General features: G+C 73.6%; 28 protein-coding genes. 15 read left to right on the top strand and 13 right to left on the bottom strand.

Going from position 1 to position 25,903, the window contains the following annotated elements:
* Positions 1 to 95: 95 nt before the first annotated feature.
* Positions 96 to 533, bottom strand: coding sequence for an excalibur calcium-binding protein (locus ABZY13_RS15950; RefSeq protein WP_356630964.1), 438 nt, complete (start codon positions 531 to 533; stop codon positions 96 to 98).
* Positions 534 to 799: 266 nt separating this feature from the next.
* Here ABZY13_RS15950 and fabG point away from each other — a divergent pair, with 266 nt between their 5' ends.
* The 4 genes from fabG (at position 800) to ABZY13_RS15930 (ending at position 4,943) form a co-directional block, all read left to right on the top strand.
* Positions 800 to 1,561, top strand: a complete 762-nt coding sequence (fabG, locus tag ABZY13_RS15945; protein ID WP_356630962.1) for a 3-oxoacyl-ACP reductase FabG — start codon at positions 800 to 802, stop codon at positions 1,559 to 1,561.
* Between the two features lie 31 nt (positions 1,562 to 1,592).
* Entirely contained in the window at positions 1,593 to 2,345 is a 753-nt protein-coding gene (locus ABZY13_RS15940) for an SDR family oxidoreductase (protein ID WP_356630960.1), read from the top strand.
* 258 nt (positions 2,346 to 2,603) lie between these two features.
* Positions 2,604 to 4,181 carry an ABC transporter substrate-binding protein gene (locus tag ABZY13_RS15935; RefSeq protein WP_356630958.1) on the top strand — a complete coding sequence of 526 codons (1,578 nt, stop codon included), beginning with the start codon at positions 2,604 to 2,606 and terminating at the stop codon, positions 4,179 to 4,181.
* A gap of 78 nt (positions 4,182 to 4,259) precedes the next feature.
* Positions 4,260 to 4,943: a uracil-DNA glycosylase gene (locus ABZY13_RS15930; RefSeq protein WP_356630956.1), complete on the top strand. Its 684-nt coding sequence runs from the start codon at positions 4,260 to 4,262 to the stop codon at positions 4,941 to 4,943.
* 18 nt (positions 4,944 to 4,961) lie between these two features.
* Here ABZY13_RS15930 and ABZY13_RS15925 read toward each other — a convergent pair whose 3' ends face one another.
* The 4 genes from ABZY13_RS15925 to ABZY13_RS15910 form a co-directional block, all read right to left on the bottom strand.
* Positions 4,962 to 5,483, bottom strand: coding sequence for a hypothetical protein (locus ABZY13_RS15925; protein WP_356630954.1), 522 nt, complete (start codon positions 5,481 to 5,483; stop codon positions 4,962 to 4,964).
* Between the two features lie 86 nt (positions 5,484 to 5,569).
* Positions 5,570 to 6,064 (bottom strand): hypothetical protein, encoded by a 495-nt coding sequence (locus ABZY13_RS15920; RefSeq protein WP_356630952.1) that lies wholly within the window; start codon positions 6,062 to 6,064, stop codon positions 5,570 to 5,572.
* Positions 6,065 to 6,153: 89 nt separating this feature from the next.
* On the bottom strand, positions 6,154 to 6,663 hold the full coding sequence (locus tag ABZY13_RS15915; protein ID WP_356630950.1) for a DinB family protein: 510 nt from the start codon (positions 6,661 to 6,663) through the stop codon (positions 6,154 to 6,156).
* Positions 6,664 to 6,725: 62 nt separating this feature from the next.
* On the bottom strand, positions 6,726 to 7,370 hold the full coding sequence (locus tag ABZY13_RS15910) for a TetR/AcrR family transcriptional regulator (RefSeq protein ID WP_356630948.1): 645 nt from the start codon (positions 7,368 to 7,370) through the stop codon (positions 6,726 to 6,728).
* Between the two features lie 112 nt (positions 7,371 to 7,482).
* On the opposite strand from ABZY13_RS15910, the gene ABZY13_RS15905 reads away from it, so the two are divergent.
* A complete protein-coding gene (locus tag ABZY13_RS15905; protein ID WP_356630946.1) occupies positions 7,483 to 8,685 on the top strand; it encodes an FAD-dependent oxidoreductase in 1,203 nt (400 codons plus the stop codon).
* Between the two features lie 10 nt (positions 8,686 to 8,695).
* On the top strand, positions 8,696 to 9,610 hold the full coding sequence (locus tag ABZY13_RS15900) for a Gfo/Idh/MocA family oxidoreductase (RefSeq protein ID WP_356630944.1): 915 nt from the start codon (positions 8,696 to 8,698) through the stop codon (positions 9,608 to 9,610).
* Here the strand turns inward: ABZY13_RS15900 and lnt are convergent.
* Positions 9,525 to 11,093 carry an apolipoprotein N-acyltransferase gene (gene lnt / locus ABZY13_RS15895; RefSeq protein WP_356630942.1) on the bottom strand — a complete coding sequence of 523 codons (1,569 nt, stop codon included), beginning with the start codon at positions 11,091 to 11,093 and terminating at the stop codon, positions 9,525 to 9,527. The genes ABZY13_RS15900 and lnt overlap by 86 nt on opposite strands.
* A gap of 66 nt (positions 11,094 to 11,159) precedes the next feature.
* Entirely contained in the window at positions 11,160 to 11,645 is a 486-nt protein-coding gene (locus ABZY13_RS15890; RefSeq protein ID WP_356630940.1) for a nuclear transport factor 2 family protein, read from the bottom strand.
* Between the two features lie 165 nt (positions 11,646 to 11,810).
* On the opposite strand from ABZY13_RS15890, the gene ABZY13_RS15885 reads away from it, so the two are divergent.
* Positions 11,811 to 11,990: a hypothetical protein gene (locus ABZY13_RS15885; RefSeq protein WP_356630938.1), complete on the top strand. Its 180-nt coding sequence runs from the start codon at positions 11,811 to 11,813 to the stop codon at positions 11,988 to 11,990.
* A 284-nt stretch (positions 11,991 to 12,274) separates the two neighbouring features.
* Here ABZY13_RS15885 and ABZY13_RS15880 read toward each other — a convergent pair whose 3' ends face one another.
* Positions 12,275 to 13,150: an undecaprenyl-diphosphate phosphatase gene (locus tag ABZY13_RS15880; RefSeq protein WP_356630936.1), complete on the bottom strand. Its 876-nt coding sequence runs from the start codon at positions 13,148 to 13,150 to the stop codon at positions 12,275 to 12,277.
* Between the two features lie 284 nt (positions 13,151 to 13,434).
* Between ABZY13_RS15880 and ABZY13_RS15875 the strand changes: the two genes are divergently transcribed.
* Genes ABZY13_RS15875 through ABZY13_RS15865 form a run of 3 tightly spaced genes read left to right on the top strand, consistent with a single transcriptional unit; the run spans position 13,435 to position 16,258 of the window.
* Complete coding sequence (locus ABZY13_RS15875) at positions 13,435 to 14,610, top strand: Gfo/Idh/MocA family oxidoreductase (RefSeq protein WP_356630934.1); 1,176 nt, start codon at positions 13,435 to 13,437, stop codon at positions 14,608 to 14,610.
* On the top strand, positions 14,607 to 15,533 hold the full coding sequence (locus tag ABZY13_RS15870; protein WP_356630932.1) for a PmoA family protein: 927 nt from the start codon (positions 14,607 to 14,609) through the stop codon (positions 15,531 to 15,533). The genes ABZY13_RS15875 and ABZY13_RS15870 overlap by 4 nt, the downstream gene beginning before the upstream one ends.
* Positions 15,527 to 16,258 carry a cupin gene (locus ABZY13_RS15865; protein WP_356630930.1) on the top strand — a complete coding sequence of 244 codons (732 nt, stop codon included), beginning with the start codon at positions 15,527 to 15,529 and terminating at the stop codon, positions 16,256 to 16,258. The genes ABZY13_RS15870 and ABZY13_RS15865 overlap by 7 nt, the downstream gene beginning before the upstream one ends.
* A 25-nt stretch (positions 16,259 to 16,283) precedes the next feature.
* Here ABZY13_RS15865 and ABZY13_RS15860 read toward each other — a convergent pair whose 3' ends face one another.
* Positions 16,284 to 17,084, bottom strand: a complete 801-nt coding sequence (locus ABZY13_RS15860; RefSeq protein ID WP_356630928.1) for a TVP38/TMEM64 family protein — start codon at positions 17,082 to 17,084, stop codon at positions 16,284 to 16,286.
* A gap of 372 nt (positions 17,085 to 17,456) precedes the next feature.
* On the opposite strand from ABZY13_RS15860, the gene tuf reads away from it, so the two are divergent.
* A complete protein-coding gene (tuf, locus tag ABZY13_RS15855; protein ID WP_356630926.1) occupies positions 17,457 to 18,668 on the top strand; it encodes an elongation factor Tu in 1,212 nt (403 codons plus the stop codon).
* Positions 18,665 to 19,510, top strand: coding sequence for a fused MFS/spermidine synthase (locus ABZY13_RS15850; RefSeq protein WP_356630924.1), 846 nt, complete (start codon positions 18,665 to 18,667; stop codon positions 19,508 to 19,510). The genes tuf and ABZY13_RS15850 overlap by 4 nt, the downstream gene beginning before the upstream one ends.
* Here the strand turns inward: ABZY13_RS15850 and ABZY13_RS15845 are convergent.
* Together ABZY13_RS15845 and ABZY13_RS15840 are read right to left on the bottom strand one after the other, a co-directional pair.
* Positions 19,472 to 20,785 (bottom strand): MFS transporter, encoded by a 1,314-nt coding sequence (locus tag ABZY13_RS15845; RefSeq protein ID WP_356630922.1) that lies wholly within the window; start codon positions 20,783 to 20,785, stop codon positions 19,472 to 19,474. The two genes, ABZY13_RS15850 and ABZY13_RS15845, sit on opposite strands and share 39 nt — an antisense overlap.
* Positions 20,786 to 20,835: 50 nt before the next feature.
* Positions 20,836 to 21,882 carry a hypothetical protein gene (locus ABZY13_RS15840; protein ID WP_356630920.1) on the bottom strand — a complete coding sequence of 349 codons (1,047 nt, stop codon included), beginning with the start codon at positions 21,880 to 21,882 and terminating at the stop codon, positions 20,836 to 20,838.
* A 153-nt stretch (positions 21,883 to 22,035) separates the two neighbouring features.
* Between ABZY13_RS15840 and ABZY13_RS15835 the strand changes: the two genes are divergently transcribed.
* The gene (locus ABZY13_RS15835) at positions 22,036 to 22,473 is read left to right on the top strand and encodes a DUF4442 domain-containing protein (RefSeq protein ID WP_356631036.1); all 438 of its coding nucleotides are present in this window, start codon (positions 22,036 to 22,038) and stop codon (positions 22,471 to 22,473) included.
* 181 nt (positions 22,474 to 22,654) lie between these two features.
* Here ABZY13_RS15835 and ABZY13_RS15830 read toward each other — a convergent pair whose 3' ends face one another.
* Complete coding sequence (locus tag ABZY13_RS15830; protein WP_356630918.1) at positions 22,655 to 23,185, bottom strand: gamma carbonic anhydrase family protein; 531 nt, start codon at positions 23,183 to 23,185, stop codon at positions 22,655 to 22,657.
* 107 nt (positions 23,186 to 23,292) lie between these two features.
* On the opposite strand from ABZY13_RS15830, the gene ABZY13_RS15825 reads away from it, so the two are divergent.
* The gene (locus ABZY13_RS15825; protein WP_356630916.1) at positions 23,293 to 24,063 is read left to right on the top strand and encodes an acyltransferase; all 771 of its coding nucleotides are present in this window, start codon (positions 23,293 to 23,295) and stop codon (positions 24,061 to 24,063) included.
* A 170-nt stretch (positions 24,064 to 24,233) separates the two neighbouring features.
* Entirely contained in the window at positions 24,234 to 24,791 is a 558-nt protein-coding gene (locus ABZY13_RS15820; protein WP_356630914.1) for a YbaK/EbsC family protein, read from the top strand.
* Positions 24,792 to 24,795: 4 nt separating this feature from the next.
* Here ABZY13_RS15820 and ABZY13_RS15815 read toward each other — a convergent pair whose 3' ends face one another.
* Positions 24,796 to 25,869: a cation diffusion facilitator family transporter gene (locus ABZY13_RS15815; RefSeq protein ID WP_356630912.1), complete on the bottom strand. Its 1,074-nt coding sequence runs from the start codon at positions 25,867 to 25,869 to the stop codon at positions 24,796 to 24,798.
* Positions 25,870 to 25,903 lie beyond the last annotated feature (34 nt).

Raw genomic sequence — 25,903 nt, 5'->3', positions numbered from 1 at the left:
GGGAGGCGGACCGGTGGCGCAGTTCCCCCGCGCCCGGGGCGGCCGGTCCGAGCCGCGTTCCTCCGGCGGGACACCGGGAGGCGCGGCGCGCCGCGTCAGGTGCGCCGTCGCCTGATGAGGTAGCCGGCCGTCAGCGCGGCGGTGGTGGCGAAGGTGACGCCCATCGCCGTTTCCCAGGCCGTCGGGCCGGAGGACGACGTCGTACCGAGGCCGCCTTCCACGCCGAGGCTCGGGGACACGGTGGCGGGTGGGCTGGGGACGGCCGGCGTCGGGGCCGCGGGAGCCGGGCGCATGGTCGACGAGGTGACCGGGCCGCCGCGGCGGGGCAGTCGTTCGCAGGCGACGCCGTCGTCCGGGCCGTCGTCCTCGTCCAGGCGGTTGGGATCGGACGGGTCGCTGTCGAGCACGGCCTGCGCCTCCTCCCGGTAGGTGAAGTCGGCGCAGTCCAGATCCTGGGCGTGAGCTGTGGCGGCCGACGGCAGCATCGCGGCGATCGCGATCAGCGTGCCGAGGGCACCGGTATGACGGCGCATGGGGCGCCTCCTTTCCGGCCACGGATGGCTCGCGCCTCGACGCTATGGGCCGACCGGCGTACGCCGCGCGCCGCCGTAGGCCGATCGGGTGCCCGGGACGGGTCCTCGCGCGATGCGCCGGACGGGTGATGGATCACACGCTCCGGGCGTGCCGTTGACACCGGGTGCCAGTGCTTCTAGCGTCACGTCTGCTGAAGGTACTAAGCGGTCGCTCACCGATGGGCGGCCGTTTTGAAGCCGCATCCCAAGGGCGAGGAGAAGCAGCAATGTCCACCACTGAGCAGCGGGTCGCAGTCGTGACGGGCGCCGCGCGGGGCATCGGCGCCGCCACGGCCGTACGCCTGGCGGCCGAGGGCCGCGCGGTCGCCGTGATCGACCTCGACGAGGCCGCCTGCAAGGACACCGTCGAGAAGATCACCGCGGCCGGCGGCAGGGCCGTCGCCGTCGGCTGCGACGTCTCCGACGAGGCGCAGGTCGAGGCGGCCGTCGCCCGTGTCGTGGAGGAACTCGGCGCGCCGACGATCCTCGTCAACAACGCGGGCGTCCTCCGCGACAACCTGCTGTTCAAGATGAGCGTCTCCGACTGGGACACCGTCATGAACGTGCACCTGCGCGGCAGCTTCCTGATGTCGAAGGCCTGTCAGAAGCACATGGTGGACGCCGGCTTCGGTCGCATCGTCAACCTCTCCTCGTCCTCCGCCCTCGGCAACCGCGGCCAGGCCAACTACTCCGCCGCCAAGGCCGGTCTGCAGGGCTTCACCAAGACCCTCGCCAAGGAGCTCGGCAAGTTCGGCATCACCGCCAACGCCGTCGCCCCGGGCTTCATCGCCACCGACATGACGGCGGCGACCGCCCAGCGGGTCGGCATGGGCTTCGAGGAGTTCAAGGCCGCCGCGGCCACCCAGATCCCGGTCCAGCGCGTCGGCGAGCCCGAGGACATCGCCAACGCCATCGCCTTCTTCACCGGCGAGGCGGCCGGCTTCGTCTCCGGCCAGGTGCTGTACGTGGCCGGCGGACCGCTCGACTAGTTCGAGCCAGGCAACCCCGAGGAACAGGGACATGACTGAACTTTCCGGCAAGGCCGCGCTCGTCACCGGCGGCAGCCGCGGCATCGGTTACGGCGTCGCCGAAGCGCTGATCGCGCGCGGTGACCGCGTCTGCATCACCGGCCGCAACGAGGACGCCCTCAAGGAGGCCGTCGAGCGGCTCGGCGCCGACCGGGCCATCGGCGTGGCCGGCAAGGCGCACGACCTGGACCACCAGGCCGTCGCCGTCGAGCGCACCATGGAGGCCTTCGGCCGGGTCGACTACCTGGTCAACAACGCCGGCACCAACCCGGTGTTCGGGCCCATCGCCGACCTCGACCTCGACGTCGCGCGCAAGGTGTTCGAGACCAACGTGATCTCGGCGCTGGGCTTCGCCCAGAAGACCTGGCACGCCTGGCAGAAGGACAACGGCGGCGCGATCGTCAACATCGCCTCCGTCGCGGGCCTCGCGCCCTCGCCCTTCATCGGCGCGTACGGCGTCAGCAAAGCCGCGATGATCAACCTGACCGTCCAGCTGGCGCACGAGTTCGCGCCGCGGGTGCGGGTCAACGCGATCGCACCGGCCGTGGTCAAGACCAGGTTCGCCGAGGCCCTGTACGAGGGCCGCGAGGCGGAGGCCGCCGCGGCCTACCCGCTGGCCCGGCTGGGAGTGCCCTCCGACATCGGCGGCGCCGCCGCGTTCCTCACCTCGGAGCAGGCCGACTGGATTACCGGCCAGACCCTCGTCGTGGACGGCGGCATCTTCCTGAACGCCGGCGTCGCCTGACGGACCACGGGTACGGCCGCACGCACGGGCGCATGCCCGGGCACGGACAAGAGGGGCGCCTGGCTCCATGTCGACAAGTCGTGACGCGATTTTGTTGACGGAACAGGCGCCCCTGTCCGGAAAAGTGCCGCTCAGTGGGGTCTGACAACGTAGTCATCGCCGAAGTGATCAAGAACGTCGTGCACGGACGGTCCACGCCGCCTGAGCGCTGCGATAGTGTCTGCCGACCCTTGGTATGGCAGATCGAGGAGCGTGCGCGTGTTCAACCGGAATCGAGGCCTGCGGCAAGTGGCCGCGATCGCTTCCATATCCTTGCTGGCCGGTTGCAGCCTGTTTTCGGACGGTGACTCGGCCGAGGGGGGCCCGATCGTCGTGGGGACGACGAGCGCCCCGAGCACGCTGGATCCGGCGGCTTCCTGGGACGGCTCCTGGGAGCTGTTCCGCAACATCTACCAGACGCTGCTGAGCTACCCGACGGGCTCGACGACGCCCCAGCCGGACGCCGCGGAGACCTGCGAGTTCACCAACAGCGCCAACACCGCGTACCGCTGCGAGCTGCGCGAGGGTCTGAAGTTCTCCGACGGCGGCACGCTCGACGCGAAGGCCGTCAAGCACTCGATCGACCGGATCCTCGCCATCAACGCCGACAGCGGCCCCGCGGCCCTGCTGGGCAGCCTGGACCGGGTGCAGGCGCTCGGCGACCGCGAGGTGGTCTTCCACCTCAAGAACCCCGACGCGACCTTCCCGCTCGTGCTCGCCACGCCGGCGATGTCCATCGTCGACCCGGACGACTACCCGGCCGACAAGCTGCGCGAGGACGGCGGGGTGACCGGCTCCGGCCCTTACTCGCTCGCCGGGTACGACGAGGGCAAGGAAGCCGAACTCACCCGCAACGACAACTACAAGGGCGCTGCCGAGCGCCAGAACGACGCGGTGACGATCCGCTACTTCCAGGACTCCGCCGCCATGGTCAAGGCGCTGCGGGCCAAGGAGATCGACGTCACCTACCGAGGCCTCGCGGCCGACGACATCGTCGCCCTGCAGCGCAAGGACGACGACACGCTGCAGCTGGTCGAGGGCTCCGGCGCCGACATCAGCTACCTGGTGTTCAACCCGAAGGACGAGTGGGCCGGCAAGGAGGCGGTGCGCAAGGCCGTCGCCCAGATCGTCGACCGCCCGACGATCGCCCACAACATCTACAAGAACACCGTCGACCCGCTGTACTCCATGGTCCCCAAGGGCCTCACCGGCCACACCACGGGCTTCTTCGACACCTACGGCGACCCGAACGCCGACAAGGCCCGCGAGATCCTCACCGACGCCGGCATCACCGAGCCCGTCCCGCTCACCCTCTGGTACACCACGGACCGCTACGGCTCCGAGACGGCCGTCCTGTTCAAGGAGCTCAAGCGCCAGCTCGAGGCCTCCGGCCTGTTCGAGATCACGCTCAAGAGCCGCCCCTGGAAGACGTACGTCGAGGGCTACCAGAAGGGCGAGTACCCGGTGTTCGGGCGCGGCTGGTTCCCCGACTTCCCGGACGCCGACAACTACATCGCGCCGTTCGTCGGCGAGAAGAACGCGCTCGGCACGCCGTACCCCGCCGAGCAGATCACCGACGTGCTGCTGCCCCGGTCCCGCCGGGAGAGCGACCGCGGCCAGGTGGAGGAGGACTTCGAGGAGGCCCAGCAGATCCTCGTCGACGACGCCCGGCTGCTGCCGCTGTGGCAGGGCAAGCAGTACATCGCCGCCAACGTGGACATCGCCGGCGGCGAACGCTCGCTCGACCCGTCGACGATCATGATGGTGTGGGAACTGTCCCGCAAGACCAGCTGGTAGGGGCGCGCGGCGGTGATTGTCAGTGGTCGCCGGTAGGTTCTGGGACTGGAAGCGACCGCACACCGTAAGGAAGTTGACGTGACCGACATCGCCGTGCTGCCCGAGTCCTGGCGCGGGGTCCTGGGCGACGAACTGCACAAGCCCTACTTCAAGGAGCTGATGGAGTTCGTCGAGGAGGAGCGGGCGCGAGGTCCCGTCTACCCGCCGCGCGAGGAGGTCTTCGCCGCGCTGGAGGCCACGCCGTACGACCGGGTGAAGGTGCTCGTCCTCGGCCAGGACCCGTACCACGGCGAGGGCCAGGGGCACGGGCTGTGCTTCTCGGTGCGGCCCGGCGTGAGGACGCCGCCCTCGCTGCGCAACATCTACAAGGAGATGCAGGAGGAGCTGGGGCTGCCGATCCCGGACAACGGCTATCTGATGCCGTGGGCCCGGCAGGGCGTGCTGCTGCTCAACGCGGTGCTGACGGTCCGGGCCGGCGAGGCCAACTCGCACAAGGGCAAGGGCTGGGAGAAGTTCACCGACGCGGTGATCCGCGCGGTCGCCGAGCGGCCCGACCCGGCGGTGTTCGTGCTGTGGGGCAACTACGCGCAGAAGAAGCTCCCGCTGATCGACGAGAGCCGGCACGCGGTGGTCAAGGGTGCGCACCCCTCGCCGCTGTCCGCGAAGAAGTTCTTCGGCTCCCGCCCGTTCACGCAGATGAACGAGGCCATCGCGCGGCAGGGCCACGAGCCGGTGGACTGGCGCATCCCCAACCTGGGCTGAGGCGCCCCCCGGGCCGGCTCAGGGGCGCTGCCGCGGCGGGCCCCAGGGGTCGGCCTCCCCCGGCTCCCCGTCCGCCAGCCGCAGCTCCAGCCGCCCGATGGCGGCCCGCACGCCGTTGCCGTAGCCGTCGTCGCCGAGCGCGTCGGCGGCGCCCCGGGCGCGGCGCAGATGGGCGCGGCCGGCCTCCCGGCGCCCCAGCTTGACGTAGTCGGCGGCGAGGTTGAGATGCAGGGAGGGGTACAGGGCGCGCACCGCGAGCGCGCCCTCGTGCTCGGCGAGGCGTTCGTCGGTGAGTTCCTCGGCCGCGGCCAGCGCCCGCAGGTCCCAGGCCAGTTCGTCGGCCGGGTCGTCCTGGGCGTCGGCCATGTAGTGCGCGAGGGTGCACCGGTGCAGCGGGTCGCCGTCCTCGCCGATCTCCGCCCACAGTCGCAGGTAGCGGTGCCGGGCCTCCTCGCGGTCGCCCGCGTGCTGCAACATGACGACCTGCCCGATCCGGCTCATCACGGCGTCCGCGGACGCCTGCTCCTGTTGCTCCGCCACCGCGTCCTCCGCCTCCGCCCGCTGCCGCACGTCCCGACGACGACGCTAACAGGCGGAGGCGGACGGGGCGCGGTCCGGCGTCCGGCTCAACGGCCGTAGGCGCCGTCGCAGATGGTCGACTGGGGGCTGTCCGGGTGCCAGCCGCCGTAGGTACGGCCGAGACCGCAGATGCCGGAGCCCTCGCGGGGCTGCTGGGAGGCGGCCGGGGCCCGGGTGCCGGACGGCCGCCGCGGGCGCTGCGGCTCCGGGTGGGCCGGCCGGTCGTCCGGGCGCGATTCGGTGCGCGGCGACCGGGCCGGAGACGGCTCCCCGTCGGCGGGCGGTTTTCCGTCCGCCGAGGGCCGCGCCGCCGGGGCCGGCCGGTCCGCCCCTGGCGCGGCCCGGCCGGGCGGCCCGGAGGGGCCGATCAGTTCCAGGGCCTCCCGGGCCGGGGCCTGCACGATCTGCGGCTTCACCCGCTCGTCCGGCCCCGGCGCCAGGGTGCGGGCGGGCGTGGGCGGGCGTTGGACCGTCACACAGCCGGAGAGGGCGGACGCGGCGACGGTGACCAGAAGCGCTGCGGTGGTCGTCGTACGGTGCACCCGCGTAACTCTGCTGCCTCGGCCCGCGCCGGGCACGGAGCACCGGCCCAGGTTGCCTCGTACGGGTGATCCGCGTGCCGGGGATGACGTCAGTCGCCGGTGACGCCGTCGAGGCGCTCGCGGATGAGGTCGGCGTGACCGTTGTGCCGCGCGTACTCCTCGATCATGTGGGTGTGGATCCAGCGCAAGCTGTACGGCTCCCCGGTGCGGCTGCGGCCCCGGGAGAGGTCGTCCAGGCCGAAGGCGGCGGCGTTCAGCCGGGCGGCCTCGATCTCGGCCTGCCAGGTGGCGTGTGCGTCCGCCCAGGTGTCCGCCTCCGTGAGGTGGAACTCGCCGTCGGGGTCCTGCTCGGAGAAGTGGATCGGCCCGGGATCGTCGCCCACCAGCACCTTGCGGTACCAGATCCGCTCCACCTCGGCCATGTGCCGTACCAGCCCCATCAGGGACAGTTCCGACGGCGGCACCGACGCGGTCCTGAGCTGAGCGTCCGTCAGTCCCTCGCACTTCCACGCCAGGGTCCGTCGGTGGTAGTCGAGCCAGCCCTCCAGCATCGTGCGCTCGTCGGCGTTGCGGGCGGGTTCACGGCGTTCGGTCGTCATGCGGCCATCCTTCCCGGACCGGGTCCGCGCGGCCAGGAGTTCACCGGGCGGGCGGCCGGAGATCAGTTGCCCAGCATGCCGTCCAGCAGTTCCCTCAGTCCCGCCCGCACTTCCTCCCGGCTCGGCACGTCGGCGCTGAAGGAGCCGGCCGCGCAGGAGAACATCAGCCCGTCCGCCCAGGCGACCAGCGAGAGGACGTGCCGGTCTGCAGCGGTCGAGCCGAGGGCGGTGACCAGGGCGTGCAGCCGGTCGCGGAAGCGGGCGCCCGCCGCGTCGTAGGCGGCGCGCAGCTCGGGGCGGCGGGTCGCCTCCAGGGCGAGCTCGTAGCGGGCGACCAGCAGGTCGCGGTGGTCGGTCAGGGTCCGGTGCAGCGCCAGTGCCACGGCGTCGAGCAGGGCGTCCAAGCCGTCTCCCGGGTCCGGCAGCTCGTCCATGCCGAGCACCCGCGCCTCCCGGTCGGCGTGCCGGCGCACCGCCAGTTCCAGCAGCGCCCGGCGGGTGCGGGCCACGTTCGAAGTGGACCCCTGGGGCAGCCCGGCCGCCTCGTCGACCGCCCGGTGGGTCAGCCCGCGCATCCCGCGCTCGGCGAGCAGGGCGAGGGCGGCGTCGGCGACCAGGTCGGCGCGGGAGGCGGCTGGGACGGCGGTGGTGCTCGGCGTGCCAAGGGGTCCCGCGGGGCGGGAGGCGTCGTGCGCGGGCTCGGGCATGGCGTCCAACCTACCCCGCCCGACTACGCCTGTAGTACAGTCGGCGGCGAGGGTCGCACTACATCTGTAGTGAGCGCCGATGGGGACACCCCGTGCACCCCGAGGAGGAGTCATGGCACACACGCCGAGAGCCGTAGTGATCGGCGCCGGAATCGGCGGCCTGACCGCGGCGGCGGCCCTGCACCGGCGCGGCTGGCGGGTCACCGTCCTCGAACGGGCCCCGTCCCTCGAACCCGTCGGCTCCGCCATCTCCCTCGCCCCGAACTCCCTTCGCGCCCTGGACGTCATCGGCGCCGGCGACGAGATCCGCGACCTCGCCGCGGCGCAGGGCGACGGCGGACTGCGCGCCCCCGACGGCCGCTGGCTCTCCCGCGCCGACACCCGGGCCGCCGCCGAGCGGTTCGGCGGCCCCCTGGTGCTGCTGCACCGCGCCACGCTCGTCGATCTGCTCGCCGCCCGCCTCCCCGCCGACGCCGTCCGCACGGCCGTCGAGGCCCGCCTCGCCGACCCCGGGGACGCGCGCCGGCCGGCGCGCGTGAGCACGCCCGACGGCGAACTGGAGGCCGACCTGGTGGTCGGCGCCGACGGCATCCGCTCCGCCGTGCGAGGACGCCTCTTCCCCGACCACCCCGGCCCCGTGTACGCCGGCTTCACCACCTGGCGTCTGCTGCTGCCGCTGCCCGGCCTGCGGTTCTCCTCGCACGAGACCTGGGGCAGGGGCCGCATGTGGGGCACCCACCCGCTCAAGGACGGCCGCGTCTACGCCTACGCCGCCGCCATGACCCCGGCCGGACATCGCGCCCCCGACGACGAGAGGGCCGAACTGCTGCGCCGTTTCGGCGACTGGCATGAGCCCGTCCCGGCCGTGCTCGCCGCCGCCCGGCCCGGGGACGTGCTCCGCCACGACGTGCATCACATCGCCACTCCGCTGCCCGCCTTCCACCGGGGCCGGGTCGCCCTGCTCGGCGACGCCGCGCACGCCATGCCGCCGACCCTCGGGCAGGGCGGCAACCAGGCCGTCGAGGACGCCGTCGTGCTGGCCCTGCGCACCGGCGGGGCGAGCGTGGCCGACGACCTCGCCGGCTACACCGCCGCTAGGCTGCCCCGCACGACGGGCATCGCCCGCAAGGCCGTGCGGATCGCCCGCGTGAACATGGCCGGCAGCCGCGCAGCCGTCGCCGCACGCGACACCCTGCTCACCGTGCTGTCCAAGGCCGGGCCCGCGCTGTTCCTGCGGGGCTTCGACGGGATCGCCGACTGGCGGCCTCCGCCGCCGCCGTATGCTTCGCTCCAGGCAGGCGTGGACCAGCGGTAGAGGAGCCCCCGTGAAGATCGGCTGCATCGGACTCGGCGACATCGCGCAGAAGGCCTATCTGCCGGTCCTCGGGACGCAGCCCGGCGTCGAGCTGCATCTGCAGACCCGCACGCCCGCCACGCTCGACCGCGTCGCCGACAGCCTCCACCTGCCGTCGGAGCGGCGCCACCGCACCCTGGACTCCCTGCTCGCCCAGGACCTCGACGCGGCCTTCGTGCACGCGCCGACCGAGGCGCACCCGGAGATCGTCGAGCGGCTGCTGCGGGCCGGTGTGCCCACGTACGTCGACAAGCCGCTCGCGTACGAACTCGCCGACTCCGAGCGGCTGGTGGAACTCGCCGAGCGCCAGGGCGTCGGCCTCGCCGTCGGCTTCAACCGGCGGCACGCGCCGGGCTACGCGCAGTGCGCGGAGCATCCGCGCGAGCTGATCGTCATGCAGAAGAACCGCGTCGGTCTGCCCGAAGAGCCGCGCACGATGATCCTCGACGACTTCATCCACGTCGTCGACACCCTGCGCTTCCTGGTGCCCGGCGAGATCGACGACGTGACCGTGCGGGCGCGGGCGGAGGCGGGGCTGCTGCACCATGTCGTGCTGCAGCTGTCCGGGGACGGGTTCACCGCGCTCGGCGTGATGAACCGGCTCAGCGGATCGGCCGAGGAGATCCTGGAGGTCTCCGGGCAGGACACCAAGCGGCAGGTGCTCAACCTCGCCGAGGTGATCGACCACAGGGGCCAGCCGACCGTGCGGCGGCGCGGCGACTGGGTGCCGGTGGCGCGGCAGCGCGGCATCGAGCAGGCGGTGCTGTCCTTCCTCGACGCCGTCCGCGCGGGCCGGGTGGTCAGCGCCCGGGACGCGCTGGCGACGCACGCCCTGTGCGAGCAGGTGGTACTCGCGGTCCAGGAGCGCTCCCGCGCGAGCGACTGACCGCCCGCGCGCCCTGCGCCGCGCCGAACGCCGCCAGCGTCAGCAGCGCCGCGTACACCGGCCAGTCGCCGTACCGCGCGTACGGGGTGGCGCCGCTTGCCACCGGGACCTCGTACACCTCGGCGGCGCTCGTGTCGGTGCCGAGCCACGCCCCGACGCGCCGGCCCTGCGGGTCGTGCACCGCGGAGACGCCGGTCAGGGTGGCGTGTACCATCGTGCGACCGGTCTCCGCGGCGCGCAGCGCGGCCAGCGAGGCGTGCTGCGCGGGCGCCCAGCTGCGCTGGAAGGTGGAGGTCGACGACTGGGCGACGAGCAGGTCGGCGCCCCGCCCGGCGAGATTGCGGCTCATGTCGGGAAACGCCGACTCGAAGCAGACCATCGGGCCGACGCGCAGTGTGCCGCCGGTGTCCATCACGACCTGGCCCGTGCCCTGCCGGCGGTCCTCGGCCGCCGCCTCGCCGACCGAGGTGGCCCAGCCGAGCAGGGAGCGGGCGGGGACGTACTCGCCGAAGGGCACCAGCCGCATCTTGTCGTACCGCGCGCCGGTCGGGCCGTCGGGGCCGACGAGGATCGAGCTCTTGTAGATGCCAGGCCGGTCCGAGCGGCGCGCGTCGACGTTGACCAGGACCGGGGCCTCCAGGGTGCGGGCCAGCGCGGCGATACGGCGGGCCAGATCGGGGCGGTCGGCGAGGTCGAAGCCGACGCTGCTCTCGCCCCAGACGACCAGGTCGACGTCCTGCCCGGCCAGCTCGTGGGTCAGCCGTTCCCCGACGGCGAAGCGGCGGTCGGGGCCGTCCACGACGCCGGGCTGCACGACGGCCACCCGGGCTTCGCCGTCGACCGCGGGTCGCGGCGCCCAGGCCCACGCCGCCGAACCCGCCGCCGCCGCGGCGAGCAGCCCGGCCAGCGCCGGAGTGCGCGAGGCCGGTACCGCGACCAGCACGGCGACGGCGACGTTGACGGCCACCAGCAGGAAGCCGATCAGCCAGACGCCGCCCAGCGACGCCAGCCGCAGCGCCGGCTCCACCTGCCACTGAGTGGCGCCCAGCATCCCCCAAGGGCCGCCCAGCCCCTGCCAGGAGCGGACCAGCTCCACCGCCAGCCAGCCCGACGGCAGCACCAGCAGGCCGGCCGCGATCCGGCGGACCGGGGGAGCACCGCCCAGGAAACGGCGCACCAGCCAGCCCCACGGCGCCCACAACGCGCCCAGCAGCGCGGCCAGCACGAACGTGAAGACGTGCAGGTTCGGCAGCAGCCAGTGGTGCACGGCGAGCATGAACCCGAGCCCTCCGCACCAGCCGTCGTAGGCCGCCCGCCGGCCCGTCGGCGCGGAGCGCGTCAGGAGGATCCACGGGACCAGCGCGACCCAGCCGAACCACCACAGGGCCGGCGCCGGGAAGGCGAGCATCGGCAGCGCGCCCGCCGTGACGGCCACCGCGGACCGCCGCCACGGGGAGACGAGCCACTCGCCCGACGTCTTCATACGGCGCCTCCGTACCGTTGCCCCCAGTGTGCGCGCCGCCGAGGTCCCGGTACAGAGGGCGTCGGCTCAGCCGTTCACAGGTACCCCGGGAGCCCCGCCCGCACGCCGCCACTTCTCCCGCACGCTCACCTCGCGCAGCCGCCAGCCGTCGTCCGTCCGCAGCAGCCCGAACGCGATCCGCCCGCCGCACACCAGATCGGGCGCCCCCGGCCCCTCCTCGCCGCCCGCAGCCCGCAGGACACTGACGTAGTCGGCCTGCGCCCGCGCGGTGTTCCCGGCGTCCCCGTCCAGGGTGTCGAACACCACCCGCCGGTTCACGACCAGATGCTGCCGCGCGCCGTACGGCCCCAGGGCCCCGGCCAGCCACTCGGCCACGTCCCCGGCGTCCCCCTCGATCCCCCCGGCAGAACGGTGGTCCGCCCGCCCCTCCGGCGTGAACAGCCGCCGGTACGCCGCCCAGTCGCCGTCATCGACCGTCACCGCGTACTCGGTGATCAGTGCGTCCACGGCCAGCCGGTCCATCACGGTCGCGAGCTCCACACGCTGCGTCATCGCCACAGTCTTGACCATGGAGAGGGCTGCGCCAAGGGGGCGTGCGGGCGGGGCGCACAGGCGTCGGAACGCCGTGGGGGTGAGTCCGGCGGGGGAGCGAACAGATGCTGCATTTTGTAGCCACTCGGTAGCGCAGTGTCAGTGCTTGCCCCTAGGCTTGCCCGCATGTTCCCTGATTCCTTGGTCCGTGGTTCCGTGCGGTCTGCTGCCGAGGTGAATGAACTGATCCGCGCGCTGTGGCTGCGTGCGGGCGGGTCGTTGTCGCCGCAGGAGCGGGCGGAGTACGAGCTGCTGGTCGTCGAGTGGGCCGCCGCCGTGCGCGGTGACGTCATCGAGGCGGCCTGACGGCGCCCGGCGAGGCTCGGCACGCCGGCTCGCCCCGCGTCCGGGCTCGGTGCGCCCGTCGTCGCGAGGGCGGTGATCCATGCCGGCCGGCCCGGTCCGGACGACCGGCCGGGGATGCCGTCCCTGCCCTCACTGGTGGGCGGACGCCTACAGGGGTCGTCGCCCCCGGCGGGAGTGGGAGACGAGTGGGAGACGGCCGGAAGTTCCGGGTCCGGAATGACTGCACCTTCCCGGAGCGGTCGCAGGGTCGCCGTTGGCGGGCAGCCTGCGACCGCCACCTCCGCTCAGTGCGCCGGCTCGCCCGCGTCCGGGCTCAGTGCACCCACGCTGACCAGGGCGATGATGACGATCCCCAGGGCGATGCGGTACCACACGAACGGCATGAAGCTCTTGGTCGAGATGAACTTCATGAACCAGGCGATCACCGCGTAGCCCGACACGAAGGCGATCACCGTCGCGAAGATCGTGGGACCCCACGTCACATGGTCGTTCTCCATCGCGTCCTTCAGCTCGAACAGGCCCGAGGCGAGCACCGCCGGGATCGCGAGCAGGAAGGAGTAGCGGGCCGCGGCCTCGCGGGTGTAGCCCATGAAGAGACCGCCGCTGATGGTCGCGCCGGAGCGGGACACGCCCGGGACCAGGGCCGCGGCCTGGCAGAGGCCGAAGATCAGGCCGTCCTTGACGCCCAGCTCCTGAAGCGTCTTGCGCTGCTTGGCCGCCCGGTGCCGGCCGCCCGACTCGTCGCGGGCCGCCAGCCGGTCGGCGACGCCGATGACGATGCCGATGACGATCAGCATGGTCGCGGTGATCCGCAGATCACGGAACGGGCCGACGATCTGGTCCTTGAACGTCACGCCCAGCACGCCGATCGGGATCGAGCCGACGATCACCAGCCAGCCCATCCGGGCGTCCTGGTCCTTGCGCCACTTCTTGTCGTGGAGCGAGCGGAACCAGGCCGCGAGGATCCGCCCGATGTCCTCGCGGAAGTAGATCAGCACGGCGGCCTCCGTGCCGATCTGGGTGATCGCCGTGAACGCGGCGCCCGGGTCCTCCCAGCCGGAGAACGCGGCGGTCAGACGCAGGTGCGCACTGGAGGACACGGGGAGGAACTCGGTCAGCCCCTGGACGAGTCCGAGGATGAGTGATTCGAACCAAGACATGAAGTTACGGAGTCCAAGTGCCGATCGAGGAACGGACGACGGACACACCGAGCCCCCGCGCGCGGTGATCTGGTGTGTTGTGGGGCAGCGTAGCGCCCCCTGACAGGGCGCCCGACCCCGGGGCTCGCTCGGTCGTGCGAAGTGATCGGTCGCCCGGAGGGCCGCCGGTGATCGGTGCGAGGTGTTGACCCCGTCGGCGGGCCGGGCCTACGTTGCCTGGAGGGAAAGCGCTTGCTGGCCCTCTGAGCTTTGTATCCGTCTTCGGAGGAGTGCTGATCAGGTCCATGCCGATCCCCCCGACCCCGCCTTCCGCGCCGTTCGCCGGCCGCCCGCTCCGCGCCGCCGTGATCGGTACGGGGGCCATCGCCCGAGGCTGTCATCTGCCCGCCCTGCACCAGCTCGCCGAGGAGGGCGAGACGGAGGTCGTCGCGGCCGTCGACATCGACGCCGCCGCGGTCCGGGAGTTCTGCGCGACGGGCGGCGTCCCGCACGCCTACACCGATCTGGCGCGGATGCTGGAGGAGCAGCGCCCCGACCTGGTCACCATCTGCACCCCGCCCACGCTGCACCGGGAGCAGACCATCGCCGCGCTGAACGCCGGCGCATGGGTGTGGTGCGAGAAGCCGCCGGTGCCCTCGCTCGCCGACTTCGACGCCGTGGAGGCGGCGGAGGGCGCGGACGGCGGGCCGTACGCCGCGATCGTCTTCCAGCACCGCTTCGGCTCCGGCGCCGCCCATGTGCGCCGGCTGCTGGACGCGGGCGCCCTGGGGCGGCCCCTGGTCGCGCACTGCCAGACCACCTGGTACCGCGACGCCGCCTACTACGCCGTGCCGTGGCGTGGCCGCTGGCAGACGGAGGGCGGCGGCCCGGCGATGGGCCACGGCATCCACCAGATGGACCTGCTGCTCGATCTGCTCGGGCCGTGGAGCGAGGTCCGGGCGATGGCCGGCCGGCTGGTCCACGACGTGGAGACCGAGGACGTCTCCACGGCGCTGCTCCGCTTCGAGAGCGGCGCCATGGCGACCGTCGTGAACAGCGTGCTCAGCCCCGACGAGGCGAGCCGCATCCGGCTGGACTGCGAGCGCGCCACGATCGAGCTGAGCCACCTGTACGGTTACGCCAACACCGACTGGCGCATCACCCCCGCGCCGGACGTACCGGTGGAAGAGGCCGCCGCCTGGCGCGAGTTCGGGACGGACGTGCCCAGCTCCCACATCGCCCAGCTGCGCGAGCTGGTGGCGAGCATGCGCGCCGGCGAGCGGCCCCGCAGCAGCGGGGAGGACGGCCGCAAGAGCCTGGAGCTGGTCACCGCGCTCTACAAGTCGGCGTTCACGGACACCACGGTGCGGCGCGGTGACATCGGCCCCGGCGACCCGTACTACACGCACCTGCACGGCGGCGCCCCCGGCTGGGCCCCCGCCCCCTCCGCGGCGGGCGCGAGCGCGGAGGCGCCGGCGTGAGCGGCCCCGGCATCGTCCACGTCCACGGCGACCGCGTCACCGTCACCGCCCCGGACAGCGGCGTCGAACTGCTGACGTACGTCTACCGCCCGGAGGCTGCGTGGGAGGCGCCCAAGCCGTACGTGCACCCCCTGCGGACCCTCTCGGGCGCGGTCGTCACCGACTACCGCCCGAACGACCACCGCTGGCACAAGGGCCTCCAGCTGACCGCCTCGCACCTGTCCGGGCAGAACCTGTGGGGCGGCAACAGCTATGTGCACGGCGAGGGTTACCTTCCCCTGCCCGACCGGGTCGGCTCCATGGCGCACGCCGGCTTCGACGAGGTCACGGCGGACGGCGACCGTGCCGTCATCGCCGAGCGGCTGACCTGGCACCCGCACTCCGGCGAGCTGTGGGCCGAGGAGGAGCGCCGCATCGAGGTGCACGGCATCGACGCCGGCTCCGGTTCCTGGGCGCTGACGTGGACCACCGCCGTCACCAACCGCCGCGACGAGCCGCTGCTGTTCGGCAGCCCCACCACCGCGGGGCGCGCGATGGCGGGCTACACCGGCCTGTTCTGGCGCGGCCCGCGCGGCTGGCGGGAGGGACGGATCATCGGCCCGGACGGCGAGGGGCCGCACCTGATGGCGACGCAGTCGCCGTGGCTCGCGTACTGCGCCGAGCACGACGGCGTCGACGGGCACGCCACCCTCGTCTTCGCGCACGCCCCGGACAACGACCACCTCGGCGAGCGGGGCGAGCACCCGGCCCACTGGTTCGTGCGCAACGAGCCGTTCGCCGCCGTCGCCCCCTCCTGGGCGTTCTTCGACGAGCTGGAACTCGCTCCCGGCGACACCCTGCGCCGCCGCTACCGCATCGTGGTCGCCGACGGCGCCTGGGAGCGGGAGCGGATCACCGGCCGCCTGGAGGCGCTCCCGTGGTGACGGACGGGGCGCCGGCCGGCCGGTTCGACGGGCTGCCGGGCGGCGTCGCCGTCTCCCGGCTGTGCGTCTACGACTGGCCGGCCGCCGACGGCGTGCGCGGCGGCACTCCGCACCTGCACCTGACCTGTTCGGAGGCGTACGTCGTCACCGGCGGGCGGGGAGCGGTGCAGACGCTGACGGCCTCCGGGTTCCGCGTCACGCCGCTCACGCCCGGCACGGTCGCCTGGTTCACGCCGGGCACGATCCACCGGCTGGTGAACGAGGACGAGTTGCGGATCACCGTCCTGATGCAGAACAGCGGCCTGCCGGAGGCGGGGGACGCGGTGCTGACGCTGCCGCCGGAGTACCTCGCCGACCCGGAGACGTACGCCGCCGCGACCGGGATCCCGGCCGGGGCGCCGCAGGCGGAGCGCGAACGCGCCGCCCGGGCCCGGCGGGACCTGGCGATGGAGGGTTACCGCGCGCTGCGCGAGGGCGGTCCGCAGGCCCTGGCCGCCTTCCACCGGGCCGCGGGCGCCCTGGTGCGGCCCCGGCTCGCCGAGTGGCGGGAACGGCTGCGCAGGGGCGCGCAGGCCGCCGCCGAGGCCACCCGGGAGCAGCTCGACCGGCTGGAGCGCGGCGACGTGTCCCACCTCGCCGAGGCCGTCGTACGGGCCGAACAGCCGGTCGAAGAAGGCAGGTTCGGCATGTGCGGGCGGCTGGACGTGTACCGCGCGGACTTCTGACCCTCCGCAGCCGCGTGACCGCCCGTCAGTCCCCCGCAGGTGGTGGCGCTTGCGCCGGTGACGGCCCTCGGCGGCCCCGCAGGTGGTGGCGCTTGCGCCAGGCCACCACCGCGGCTGCCGCGCCCGGTACGGCGATGCACGCCATCGCGATCAGGAAGGCCGGGGACGTCGGCGTCGAGGCGCGTGCCCCGGCCACCACATACGCCGCCGTGTTCGGGACCGCCCCGAGCGCGGTCGCGAGCAGGAACGGCAGCCAACCCATCCGGGAGACGGCGGCGCAGTAGTTCGCCGCGGAGAACGGCACCCCCGGGAACAGCCGCACCGCCAGCATCGAGCGGAAGCCGTGCCGGCTGAGCTGCCCGTCGACGGCCGTCAGTACCCGCCCCCGCAGCAGCGGGCGCAGCGCGTCCTGCCCCAGCACCCGGCCCAGACCGAAGGCGAGCGCCGCGCCCAGCACCGTCCCGGCGACCGCGGCGCCGATGCCCAGCTGCGAGCCGAACAGCGCCCCCGCCCCGACGTTCAGCAGCGGTCTCGGCACGAACGCCACCGTGCACACGCCGTAGGCCACCGCGAAGACCAGCGCGGCGGCGGCCCCGCTCAGGTGCGGCGGCAGCCCTTCCGACAGCAGCCGCTGCGGCTCGACCAGCAGGACCGTCGTCGCGGCGCCGGCGAGCAGCGCGACGAGCAGGGAGAAACGGGACCAGGGCGACAGCAGCACGCCCACGCAGCGCGCGAGCCGGCCTGCGGTGACGGGCGGGTCCAGTGCGGCGGCGGTCCGGGGAGAGACCGCGGCGGTGCCCCCAGAGCGGGTGGTGGCATCGAGCATCCGGTGACACTAACCGACGAACATGTGTGATCGCCGTATGGTCCGTCTCACGACGGTCACGGGCGGGGAAACGAACGGCCTGTGGCGTCGCTGCGCCCGCGCGAAAACCATTCGACGCGCGACCGGCCCTCGGGAATGATCGGCGTCATGTTCCGGTACGCCTTCGTCCTCGCCGCATCCGCCGCAGCGGATGCCCCGAAGGCTGCCGTCCCGCTCCTCGTGGCCGCTGTCGACGGCGCCCGAAGCTGACCCTCCCCGGATCGACCGGCGGACCCCGCAGGGGGAGGGTCGGCCGGATCCACGGGGTCCCCGTCCCGGCCGAGCGCGCCGGGGCCATCACCCGGGCAGCACAACGGACTTCGAGGTACCGCCATGCCCAAGACAGCATACGTCCGCACGAAACCGCACCTCAACATCGGCACCATGGGCCACGTCGACCACGGCAAGACCACCCTGACCGCCGCCATCACCAAGGTCCTCGCCGACCGCGGCGCCGGCGCCTTCGTGCCGTTCGACCGCATCGACCGCGCCCCCGAGGAGGCCGCGCGCGGCATCACCATCAACATCGCGCACGTCGAGTACGAGACCGACACCCGGCACTACGCCCATGTCGACATGCCCGGCCATGCCGACTACGTCAAGAACATGGTCACCGGCGCCGCGCAGCTCGACGGGGCGATCCTCGTCGTCTCCGCGCTCGACGGGATCATGCCGCAGACCGCCGAGCACGTCCTGCTCGCCCGCCAGGTGGGCGTCGACCACATCGTCGTCGCCCTCAACAAGGCCGACGCCGTCGGTGACGGCGAGGACGCGATGCTGACCGACCTGGTCGAGCTGGAGGTGCGCGACCTGCTCACCCGGCACGGCTACGGCGGCGACGCGGCGCCCGTCGTACGGGTCTCCGGCCTGCGGGCGCTGGCGGGGGACCCGCGTTGGACGGCGTCCGTGGAGGCGTTGTTGGACGCGGTGGACACCTATGTGCCGGTTCCGGAGCGGTATCTGGACGCGCCGTTCCTGCTGCCGGTGGAGAACGTGCTGACCATCACCGGCCGGGGCACCGTCGTCACCGGCGCCGTCGAGCGGGGCGCCGTCCGGGTCGGCGACCGGGTCGAGGTGCCGGGCGCGGGCCTGGAGAGCGTCGTCACCGGGCTGGAGACCTTCGGCAAGCCGATGCAGGAGGCGCAGGCCGGGGACAGCGTGGCGCTGCTCCTGCGGGGCGTGTCCCGCGGCGCGGTGCGGCGCGGCCATGTCGTCGCGGCGCCGGGCAGCGTGACGCCCCGGCGGCGGTTCACGGCACGGGTGTACGTGCTGTCGGCGCGCGAGGGCGGCCGTACGACACCCGTGACGAGCGGGTACCGGCCGCAGTTCTACATCCGCACCGCGGACGTGGTCGGGGCCGTGGACCTCGGGGAGGCGGCGGTCGCGCGGCCCGGGCAGACGGTCGACATGACCGTGGAGCTGGGTCGCGAGGTGCCCCTGGAGCCGGGGCTCGGCTTCGCGATCCGCGAGGGCGGGCGGACCGTCGGCGCCGGGACGGTGACGGCCGTCGACGGGGCCCGAGCGCCGGGCACAATGGAGCGGTGACCGAATCCGTCCCCGTCAGCAGGCCCGTCGACCACGGGTTCGCCAAGCTCATGCCCGACGTCGACCGGGAGCGGGCCTGGCTGCTGACGGTGGACGGCGCTCCGCAGTCGTACGTCGACCTGGACGACCCCACGCACCTGGAGTTCGAGTACGCGCGGCGGCTGGGGCACGTCCTGGACTCCGTCGCCGAGGAGGGGCGTCCGCTGGACGTGCTCCACCTCGGCGGCGGGGCGCTCACCCTGCCCCGGTACGTGGCGGCGACCCGGCCCGGCTCCCGGCAGGACGTGGTCGACGCGGACCGGGCGCTGCTCGAACTGGTGGTGGAACAGCTGCCTTTGCCCGAGGACTCCGGCATCGTGCTGCACGCGGCGGACGCCCGCGACTGGCTGGCGAAGGCGCCGGACGGCTGCGCCGACGTGCTGGTCGCCGACGTGTTCGGCGGCTCCCGGGTGCCGGCCCATCTGACGTCCCTCGACTACGCCCGTGAGGCCGCGCGCGTGCTGCGGCCCGGCGGCGTCTATCTGGCCAACCTGGCCGACGCCGCGCCCTTCGGCTTCCTCCGCTCCCAACTGGCCACCCACGCAGAGGTGTTCCGCGAGCTGGTGCTGATCGCCGAGCCGGCCGTGCTGCGCGGGCGGCGGTTCGGCAACGCCGTGCTGGTCGCCGCCCAGCGGCCGGTCGACACGCCCGCCCTGGCCCGCCGCACCGCCGCCGACGCCTTCCCGGCACGGGTGGAGCACGGCGAGGGGCTGCGCCGGTTCATCGGCGACGCGCGTCCGGTGCGGGACGCGGACGCGGTGCCCTCACCCGAGCCCCCCGACGGGGCGTTCGGCATCGGGTGATCCGGCGTGCCGGTCCGGGCCCGCACCGCCCGTCACCTCCTTGGTGCGGCGGCGAAGGTTGCGCACGTCGGGGACGCACAGGACCGCCGCCGTCACCACGACGACCAGCGCCGCGCAGCCCCACAGCGCCGTCGAGCGGCCGACCGCCGTCTCCGCGGGGCCGGCCAGCGCCGTCGCCAGCGGGACGAGGGCGACCGAGCCGAACCAGTCGTAGGCCGAGACCCGGGAGAGCTTGTCCTCGGGTATCTCCTGGTGCAGGGCGGTCATCCAGGAGACGCCGAAGATCTCCAGCGTGACGCCGGTCAGGAACATCGCCGCGCACAGGACTCCGGCCGACGTCGGCACGGCGAGCGCGGCGGAGGGGAGGGCCAGGGGGAAGACGCACAGGGTGCCCGCCAGCAGCAGCCGGCGCGGCTTCCAGCGCGTCATCAGCAGCGCCCCCACGACGGTGCCCGCCCCGAAGAAGCCCAGCGCCAGCCCCCAGGGCGCCGCCCCGCCCAGATGGTCCCGGGCGACCAGGGGGCCGTAGACCGCGTCGGCCGCGGCGACGACCGCGTTGGCGAGGGAGAACTGCACGACGATGCCCCACAGCCAGGGCCGGCCCGCGAACTCCCGCCAGCCCTCCCGCAGATCCGCGAGCAGCCCTCCGCCCGGTTCGCGCGGCGGGATGTGGCTCACGTCGAGGAAGGCGCGCATCGCCCCGGCGACGGCGAAGGCGGCGGCGTCCGCGGCGAGCACCCAGCCCGGCCCGATCGCCGCGACCATGACGCCGCCGAGGGCCGCACCGCCCAGGCCCGCCCCCTGCATCGCCATCCGGAACACGGCGAACGCCCGGCTCGCCTGCTCGCCCTGCACGGAGGACATCAGCATGCCCTCGGCGGCCGGGCTGAAGAACGCCTGCCCGGTGCCGCCCAGCGCGGACAGCAGCATCATCTGCCACAGCAGGGGTTCGCCGGTCAGCACGAGCAGCGCGAACAGGCCCTGGGAGACGCAGTTGAGGGCGTTGGCCGCGACCATCACCCGGTGCCGCGGCAGCCGGTCCGCGACCGCCCCGCCGATCAGCAGGAACAGCACCAGCGGCACCGTCCGCGCGGCGGCCACCAGGCCCACGTCGCCGCCGTCGCCGCCGGCCTCCAGCACCGCGAACGCGGCGGCGATGAGCGCGCCGTGGCTCCCGAGGTGGGTGACCACGGCGGCGGCGGTCAGCAGGCTGTAGTTGCGGCCCGCCCAGCCGGGGCGGTGCGGAAGGCGTCGGGGGCGGTCGGCGGTGTTCACCGGCCGACTATCCCCGCCCTACCCCCGACTTGCCAAACCGTTTGTTCCCGTCACTCGGTGGGTTCGCCGTGCAGCCGGACGGTGCTGAGGATCTTCATGACGGTCTCCTTGGGCACCTCGCCGGTCACGCCCTTGGCGCCGTAGAAGTTCCACGACACGAAGTCGCCCTTGGAGTTCTTGAAGCCGAACGTCAGGGCCTTGCCGTCGCTCGCGCACTTGCCCTTCTGCGGAGTGTTCTCCGACTGGGCCCAGGCGATGCTGCCCTTGATGCCCGAGGCGGTCGTGTACTCCTTGGCCTCCTTGTCGAAGGTCAGGCTCTTCTTGTCGGGCTGCGTGTAGCCGCCGTACACCCACCACGGGACCGTGTTCACGGCGACCTCGTCGGTGTCCTTGGCGCCGTCCGCGCCCTTGGTGCCCACGGCGGCCAGCGCGGTGTCCTCGGTGCGGCCGTCCTTGTTGGAGTCGGTCGTGCACCACTTGGACTTGTAGTACGCCGGGGCCGACATGATGATCAGCGGCTTGGCGTCGTCCGACTTGTCGTCTTCGAAGCCGATGCTCAGGCCGGGCGACTGGACCTCCCAGTCGGCAGGCACGTCGAAGGCGACGCCGCGCTTGGGGTTGACGACGACCTTCCAGCCGTCGACGGTCGGCTTCTCGGTCTCGGTCCCGCGCGGGTTGTCGTCCGAACCGGACGCCGACGCGGCGGGCGAGGACGGGGCGGCGGGCGCCGACGGGGAGGCGCTGGTCTTCTTCTTCGGGCTCGCCGTGTCCTCCTCCTCGCCGCCGAGGACCAGGAAACCGGTGACGGCGGCGGTCAGGACCACGGCCGAGGCCGCCACGATGGCGACGACCTTCGTCCGGTTGCCGTCACCGCCGCCGGGCGCCGGCTGGGGCGGGCCCGCCGGGGCCGGGGTGTTCCACTGGGACTGCCCTGCGTAGGGGCCCGGCTGCTGGTAGGCGGGCTGTTGATAGCCGGGCTGCTGGTACGGATTCGGCTGCTGGTAACCCGGCTGCTGGTACGGGTTGGGCTGCCCTTGCGGGTTGTTCTGCGCTTGCGGGTTCTGCTCGCCCCCGGGCGGCTGCTGTCCTGGCCACATGCGCAGTAACCCTAGTGCCGCCAGGGACACGATTCGGTCACTGCCCCTTGTCAGGGACGTAGCAATCCGGCCGGAGGTCCGAGCGGGCGGACCCGTGCGGCCCTGGCCACAGTGGCTACTCGTGGGTAACCTTCCGGCATGAGCGCAGACCAGATGTCGATCGGCGAGTTGCTCGCCGCCACGGTGCCGATGGTGAGGACCCTGAACCTCGAGTACCTGGAGACCACTCCGGAGAAGGCCGTGCTGGCCCTGCCGGACCAGAGCGAGTACCGCAACCACGTCGGCGGGCCGCACGCCGGCGCGATGTTCACCCTCGGCGAGTCCGCGAGCGGCGCGATAGTCCTGGCCGCGTTCGGCGACCAGCTCTCGCGCGCCGTGCCGCTGCCGGTGCACGCCGAGATCGCGTTCAAGAAGATCGCCCTGGGTCCCGTGACCGCCACCGCGACCCTCGGCCGGCCCGCCGCCGAGGTCGTCGCCGAACTGGACGAGGGCAAGCGCCCGGAGTTCCCGGTGTCCGTCGCCATCCGGCGCGAGGACGGCGCGGTCACGACCGAGATGACGGTGGTCTGGACGCTGCGTCCCAACAGCTGAGAGGCGGATCACCGCCGGGGACCGGCGGTGCTGCCGGGTGCTTCCGGGCGTGCGCCGGCCTACGGGCGCACGCCCGCGCGCCGATGGGTTAAGCGGCTGCCCTCATCGGTCGGGGCAGGGACGCCGGGGTTCCCGGTCCCCGTCCTTCGCGCGCAGGGCGGGGAGGACGTCCGGGCAGCCGTCACTTCCCGTGCACGTCCCGGTGCTGCCCGGCCAGCGCCGCGTACATCGTGCCGTTGAGGGTGAGCCCCTCGCGCTCCTCGGCGCTCAGCTCCCGCCGCACCTTCGCCGGCACCCCCGCGACGAGCGAACCCGGCGGCACGCGCATCCCCTGTGGTACGAGCGCCTGCGCGGCGACCAGCGAACCCGCGCCGACGACCGCCCCGTTGAGCACCGTGGCGCCCATGCCGATGAGGCAGTCGTCCTCGACGGTCGCGCCGTGCACCACGGCGTTGTGCCCGATGGACACCCGCTCGCCGACCGTCACCGGAAAACCCGGGTCGGCGTGGAGCGTGCAGTTGTCCTGGACGTTGCTCCGCGCCCCCACGGAGATCCGCTCCACGTCGCCGCGCAGGACAGCCCCGTACCAGACGCTCGCGCCCGCTCCCAGGGTCACGTCCCCGATCACCGCGGCCGTCGGCGCGACGAACGCGTCCCCGGCGATCTCCGGCTCCCGGCCGCCGATGCCCGTGATCAACGCCCCGTCCGTCATGTTCCTCCGCCTCCCATGGTCGACACCGGCACCGTACGCCACCCGGTGGGGCGAAGATCACAGGCCTCCCGGCCCGTGGGCGGCCCCGCGCCGATTACCGTGAGCGGGTGCCGAAGCGCAAGAACACGTTCTCATCCTGGCGACGCCGCCTCACCCAGCGCGCCGTCCACGCGGGCTGGGCCTGGGCGCAGCGCACCGGCTCCGTCACCGCCGACCGGCCGGGGCGGTTCCGCTTCGGCGCGATGGGAACCGGTACCAGACTCGCCTTCCCCCTCGGCACCGTCTTCGGCGAGCCCTGGATCCGCCTCGGCGCCCACTGCATCGTCGGCGAACAGGTCACCCTGACGGCCGGCCTGATGCCCGGCCTCGACCTCGGCCCCGAGCCGATCCTGCGCATCGGCGACGGCGTCGTGCTCGGCCGCGGCAGCCACGTCATCGCCGACACCACCGTCACCATCGGCAGCGACTGCTACTTCGGGCCCTACGTCTACGTCACCTCCACCAACCACTCCTACGACGATCCGCACGAGCCCATCGGCAAGCAGTGGCCCCGCATGGAGCCGGTGGAGATCGGGCCCGGCTGCTGGATCGGCACCGGCGCGGTGATCCTGCCGGGCGCCCGGATCGGACGGAACGTCGTCGTGGCCGCCGGCGCGGTGGTACGCGGCACGGTGCCCGACCACGCCGTGGTCGCCGGGGCGCCCGCCCGCGTCGTACGGCGCTGGACCCCGGCCGATGGCTGGCAGCCGCCGCTGCGCACCCCCGCCCCGGTGCCGATACCGGACGGCGTCACGCCCGAGCAGCTCACCGCGCTCGCCGGCCTCGACGAGGAGACGGCGGCGGCGCTCGCGCGGCTGGAGGCCGACGCCGAGTCCTGATCCGGCCTGCCGCCGGCCCGCCCGCGCAGCGCTGGAGGCCGCTGGGCGAGCAGCAGGCATGCCCGTGCTTCCACCGGCCCGCGTACGCAGGGCCGAAGGAGACCGCCCGGCAGGCCGACGCCGATGCACCTGCCACCGGCACGCGCACGGAGGGCTGTTACCGTGCGGCCATGCGCTCACCCATCGGACACTTCGACCAGGCCGTCCCCGCCCCGGACCGCCTCGACGAACTGACCCGCCCGGTGGCCGACGCCGTACGGCACTGGCGCGGCAGCGTCCCCGCCGACCAGATCGTCTACGTGGACACCGACCCCCAGTGGGCCGACACCGCCGTCTTCGTCGAGCACTACGGCCGGGAACTGCTGGAGCAGTCCGCCAACTGCGTGGTCGTCGCGGGCAGGCGCGGCGGCGACACCACGCTGGCCGCGTGCGTCGTGCCGTCCACCACCCGCGTCGACGTCAACGGCGTGGTGCGCCGGCAACTGGGCGCGCGCAAGGCGTCGTTCGCCTCGATGGACACGGCCACCGGCGAGACCGGCATGGAGTACGGCGGCATCACTCCGATCGGCCTGCCCGAGGGCTGGCCGGTGCTGGTGGACTCTGCCGTCGTGGACCTGCCGTACGTCCTGGTGGGCAGCGGCCGGCGGCGGGGCAAGCTGCTGGTGCCCGGCAAGGCGTTCGCGGAGCTGCCCGGCGCGGTGGTGCTGGACGGCCTGGGCGTCGCCTGACGGATCAGGCGGGCGCCCGGTGGTGGGCCAGCGCCAGATGGGGGTCCGGCTCGCCCGGGACCGGCGCGGGATCGGCGTGCACCAGGGCCGCGGTGAGGCGGGGCACGGCGTGCAGCAGGGCGTGCTCGGCCTCGACCGCGATCGCGTGCGCCCGGCGTACGGTCGCCTCCCCGTCCACGACGAGGGCCACCTCCGCGCGCAGCCGGTGCCCGATCCAGCGCAGCCTCAGCTCGCCCACCCCGCGCACCCCCGGCACCTCGCGCAGGGCCCGCTCCGCCCGGTCCACCAGCGCCGGGTCCACGGCGTCCAGCACCCGCCGCAGCACCTCGCGCGCCGCGTCGCGCAGCACCAGCACGATCGCCGCCGTGATCGCCAGGCCGACGACCGGGTCGGCGAGCCGCCAGCCCAGCGCGGAGCCGCCGGCGCCGAGCAGCACCGCGAGGGAGGTGAAGCCGTCCGTCCGCGCGTGCAGCCCGTCCGCTACCAGCGCCGCCGAGCCGATCGAACGGCCGACCCGGATGCGGTAGCGGGCCACCCACTCGTTGCCCGCGAATCCGACCAGGGCGGCCAGGAAGACGGCCGGGACGTGCTCCACCGGACGCGGGTCGAGCAGCCGCGCGAACGCCGTCCATCCGGCGAAGACGGCGGACGCCGCGATCGTCAGCACGATCACGAGACCCGCGAGGTCCTCGGCGCGCCCGTAGCCGTAGGTGAAGCGGCGGTCGGCCGCGCGGCGGCCGAGGACGAAGGCGATCGCCAGCGGTACGGCGGTGAGCGCGTCCGCCGTGTTGTGCACCGTGTCGCCGAGCAGCGCCACCGAACCCGACCACGCCACCACGACCGCCTGTGCCAGTGCCGTCGCCCCGAGCACGGCCAGGGACACCCACAGCGCCCGCATGCCGCGCGCGGAGGACTCCAGGGCGGAGTCGACCCGGTTGGCGGCGTCGTGGGAGTGGGGGGTGAGCAGGTGCGTGAGGCGGTGGCGGAGGCGGGGCTCGGGGTCGTGGCCTTGGCCGTGGTGGCCGTGGTCATGGGTGTGATGGCCGTGATGGTCCTGGTGCATGCGGGGGTCGCTCATGTCCGTCTCCTTCCGGCCGCGCGCACGCGGTGGA

It is taken from the genome of Streptomyces sp. NPDC006610 (assembly GCF_040611575.1).
GTDB lineage: Bacteria > Actinomycetota > Actinomycetes > Streptomycetales > Streptomycetaceae > Streptomyces.
This window is presented reverse-complemented; position numbering and strand designations above follow the sequence as displayed.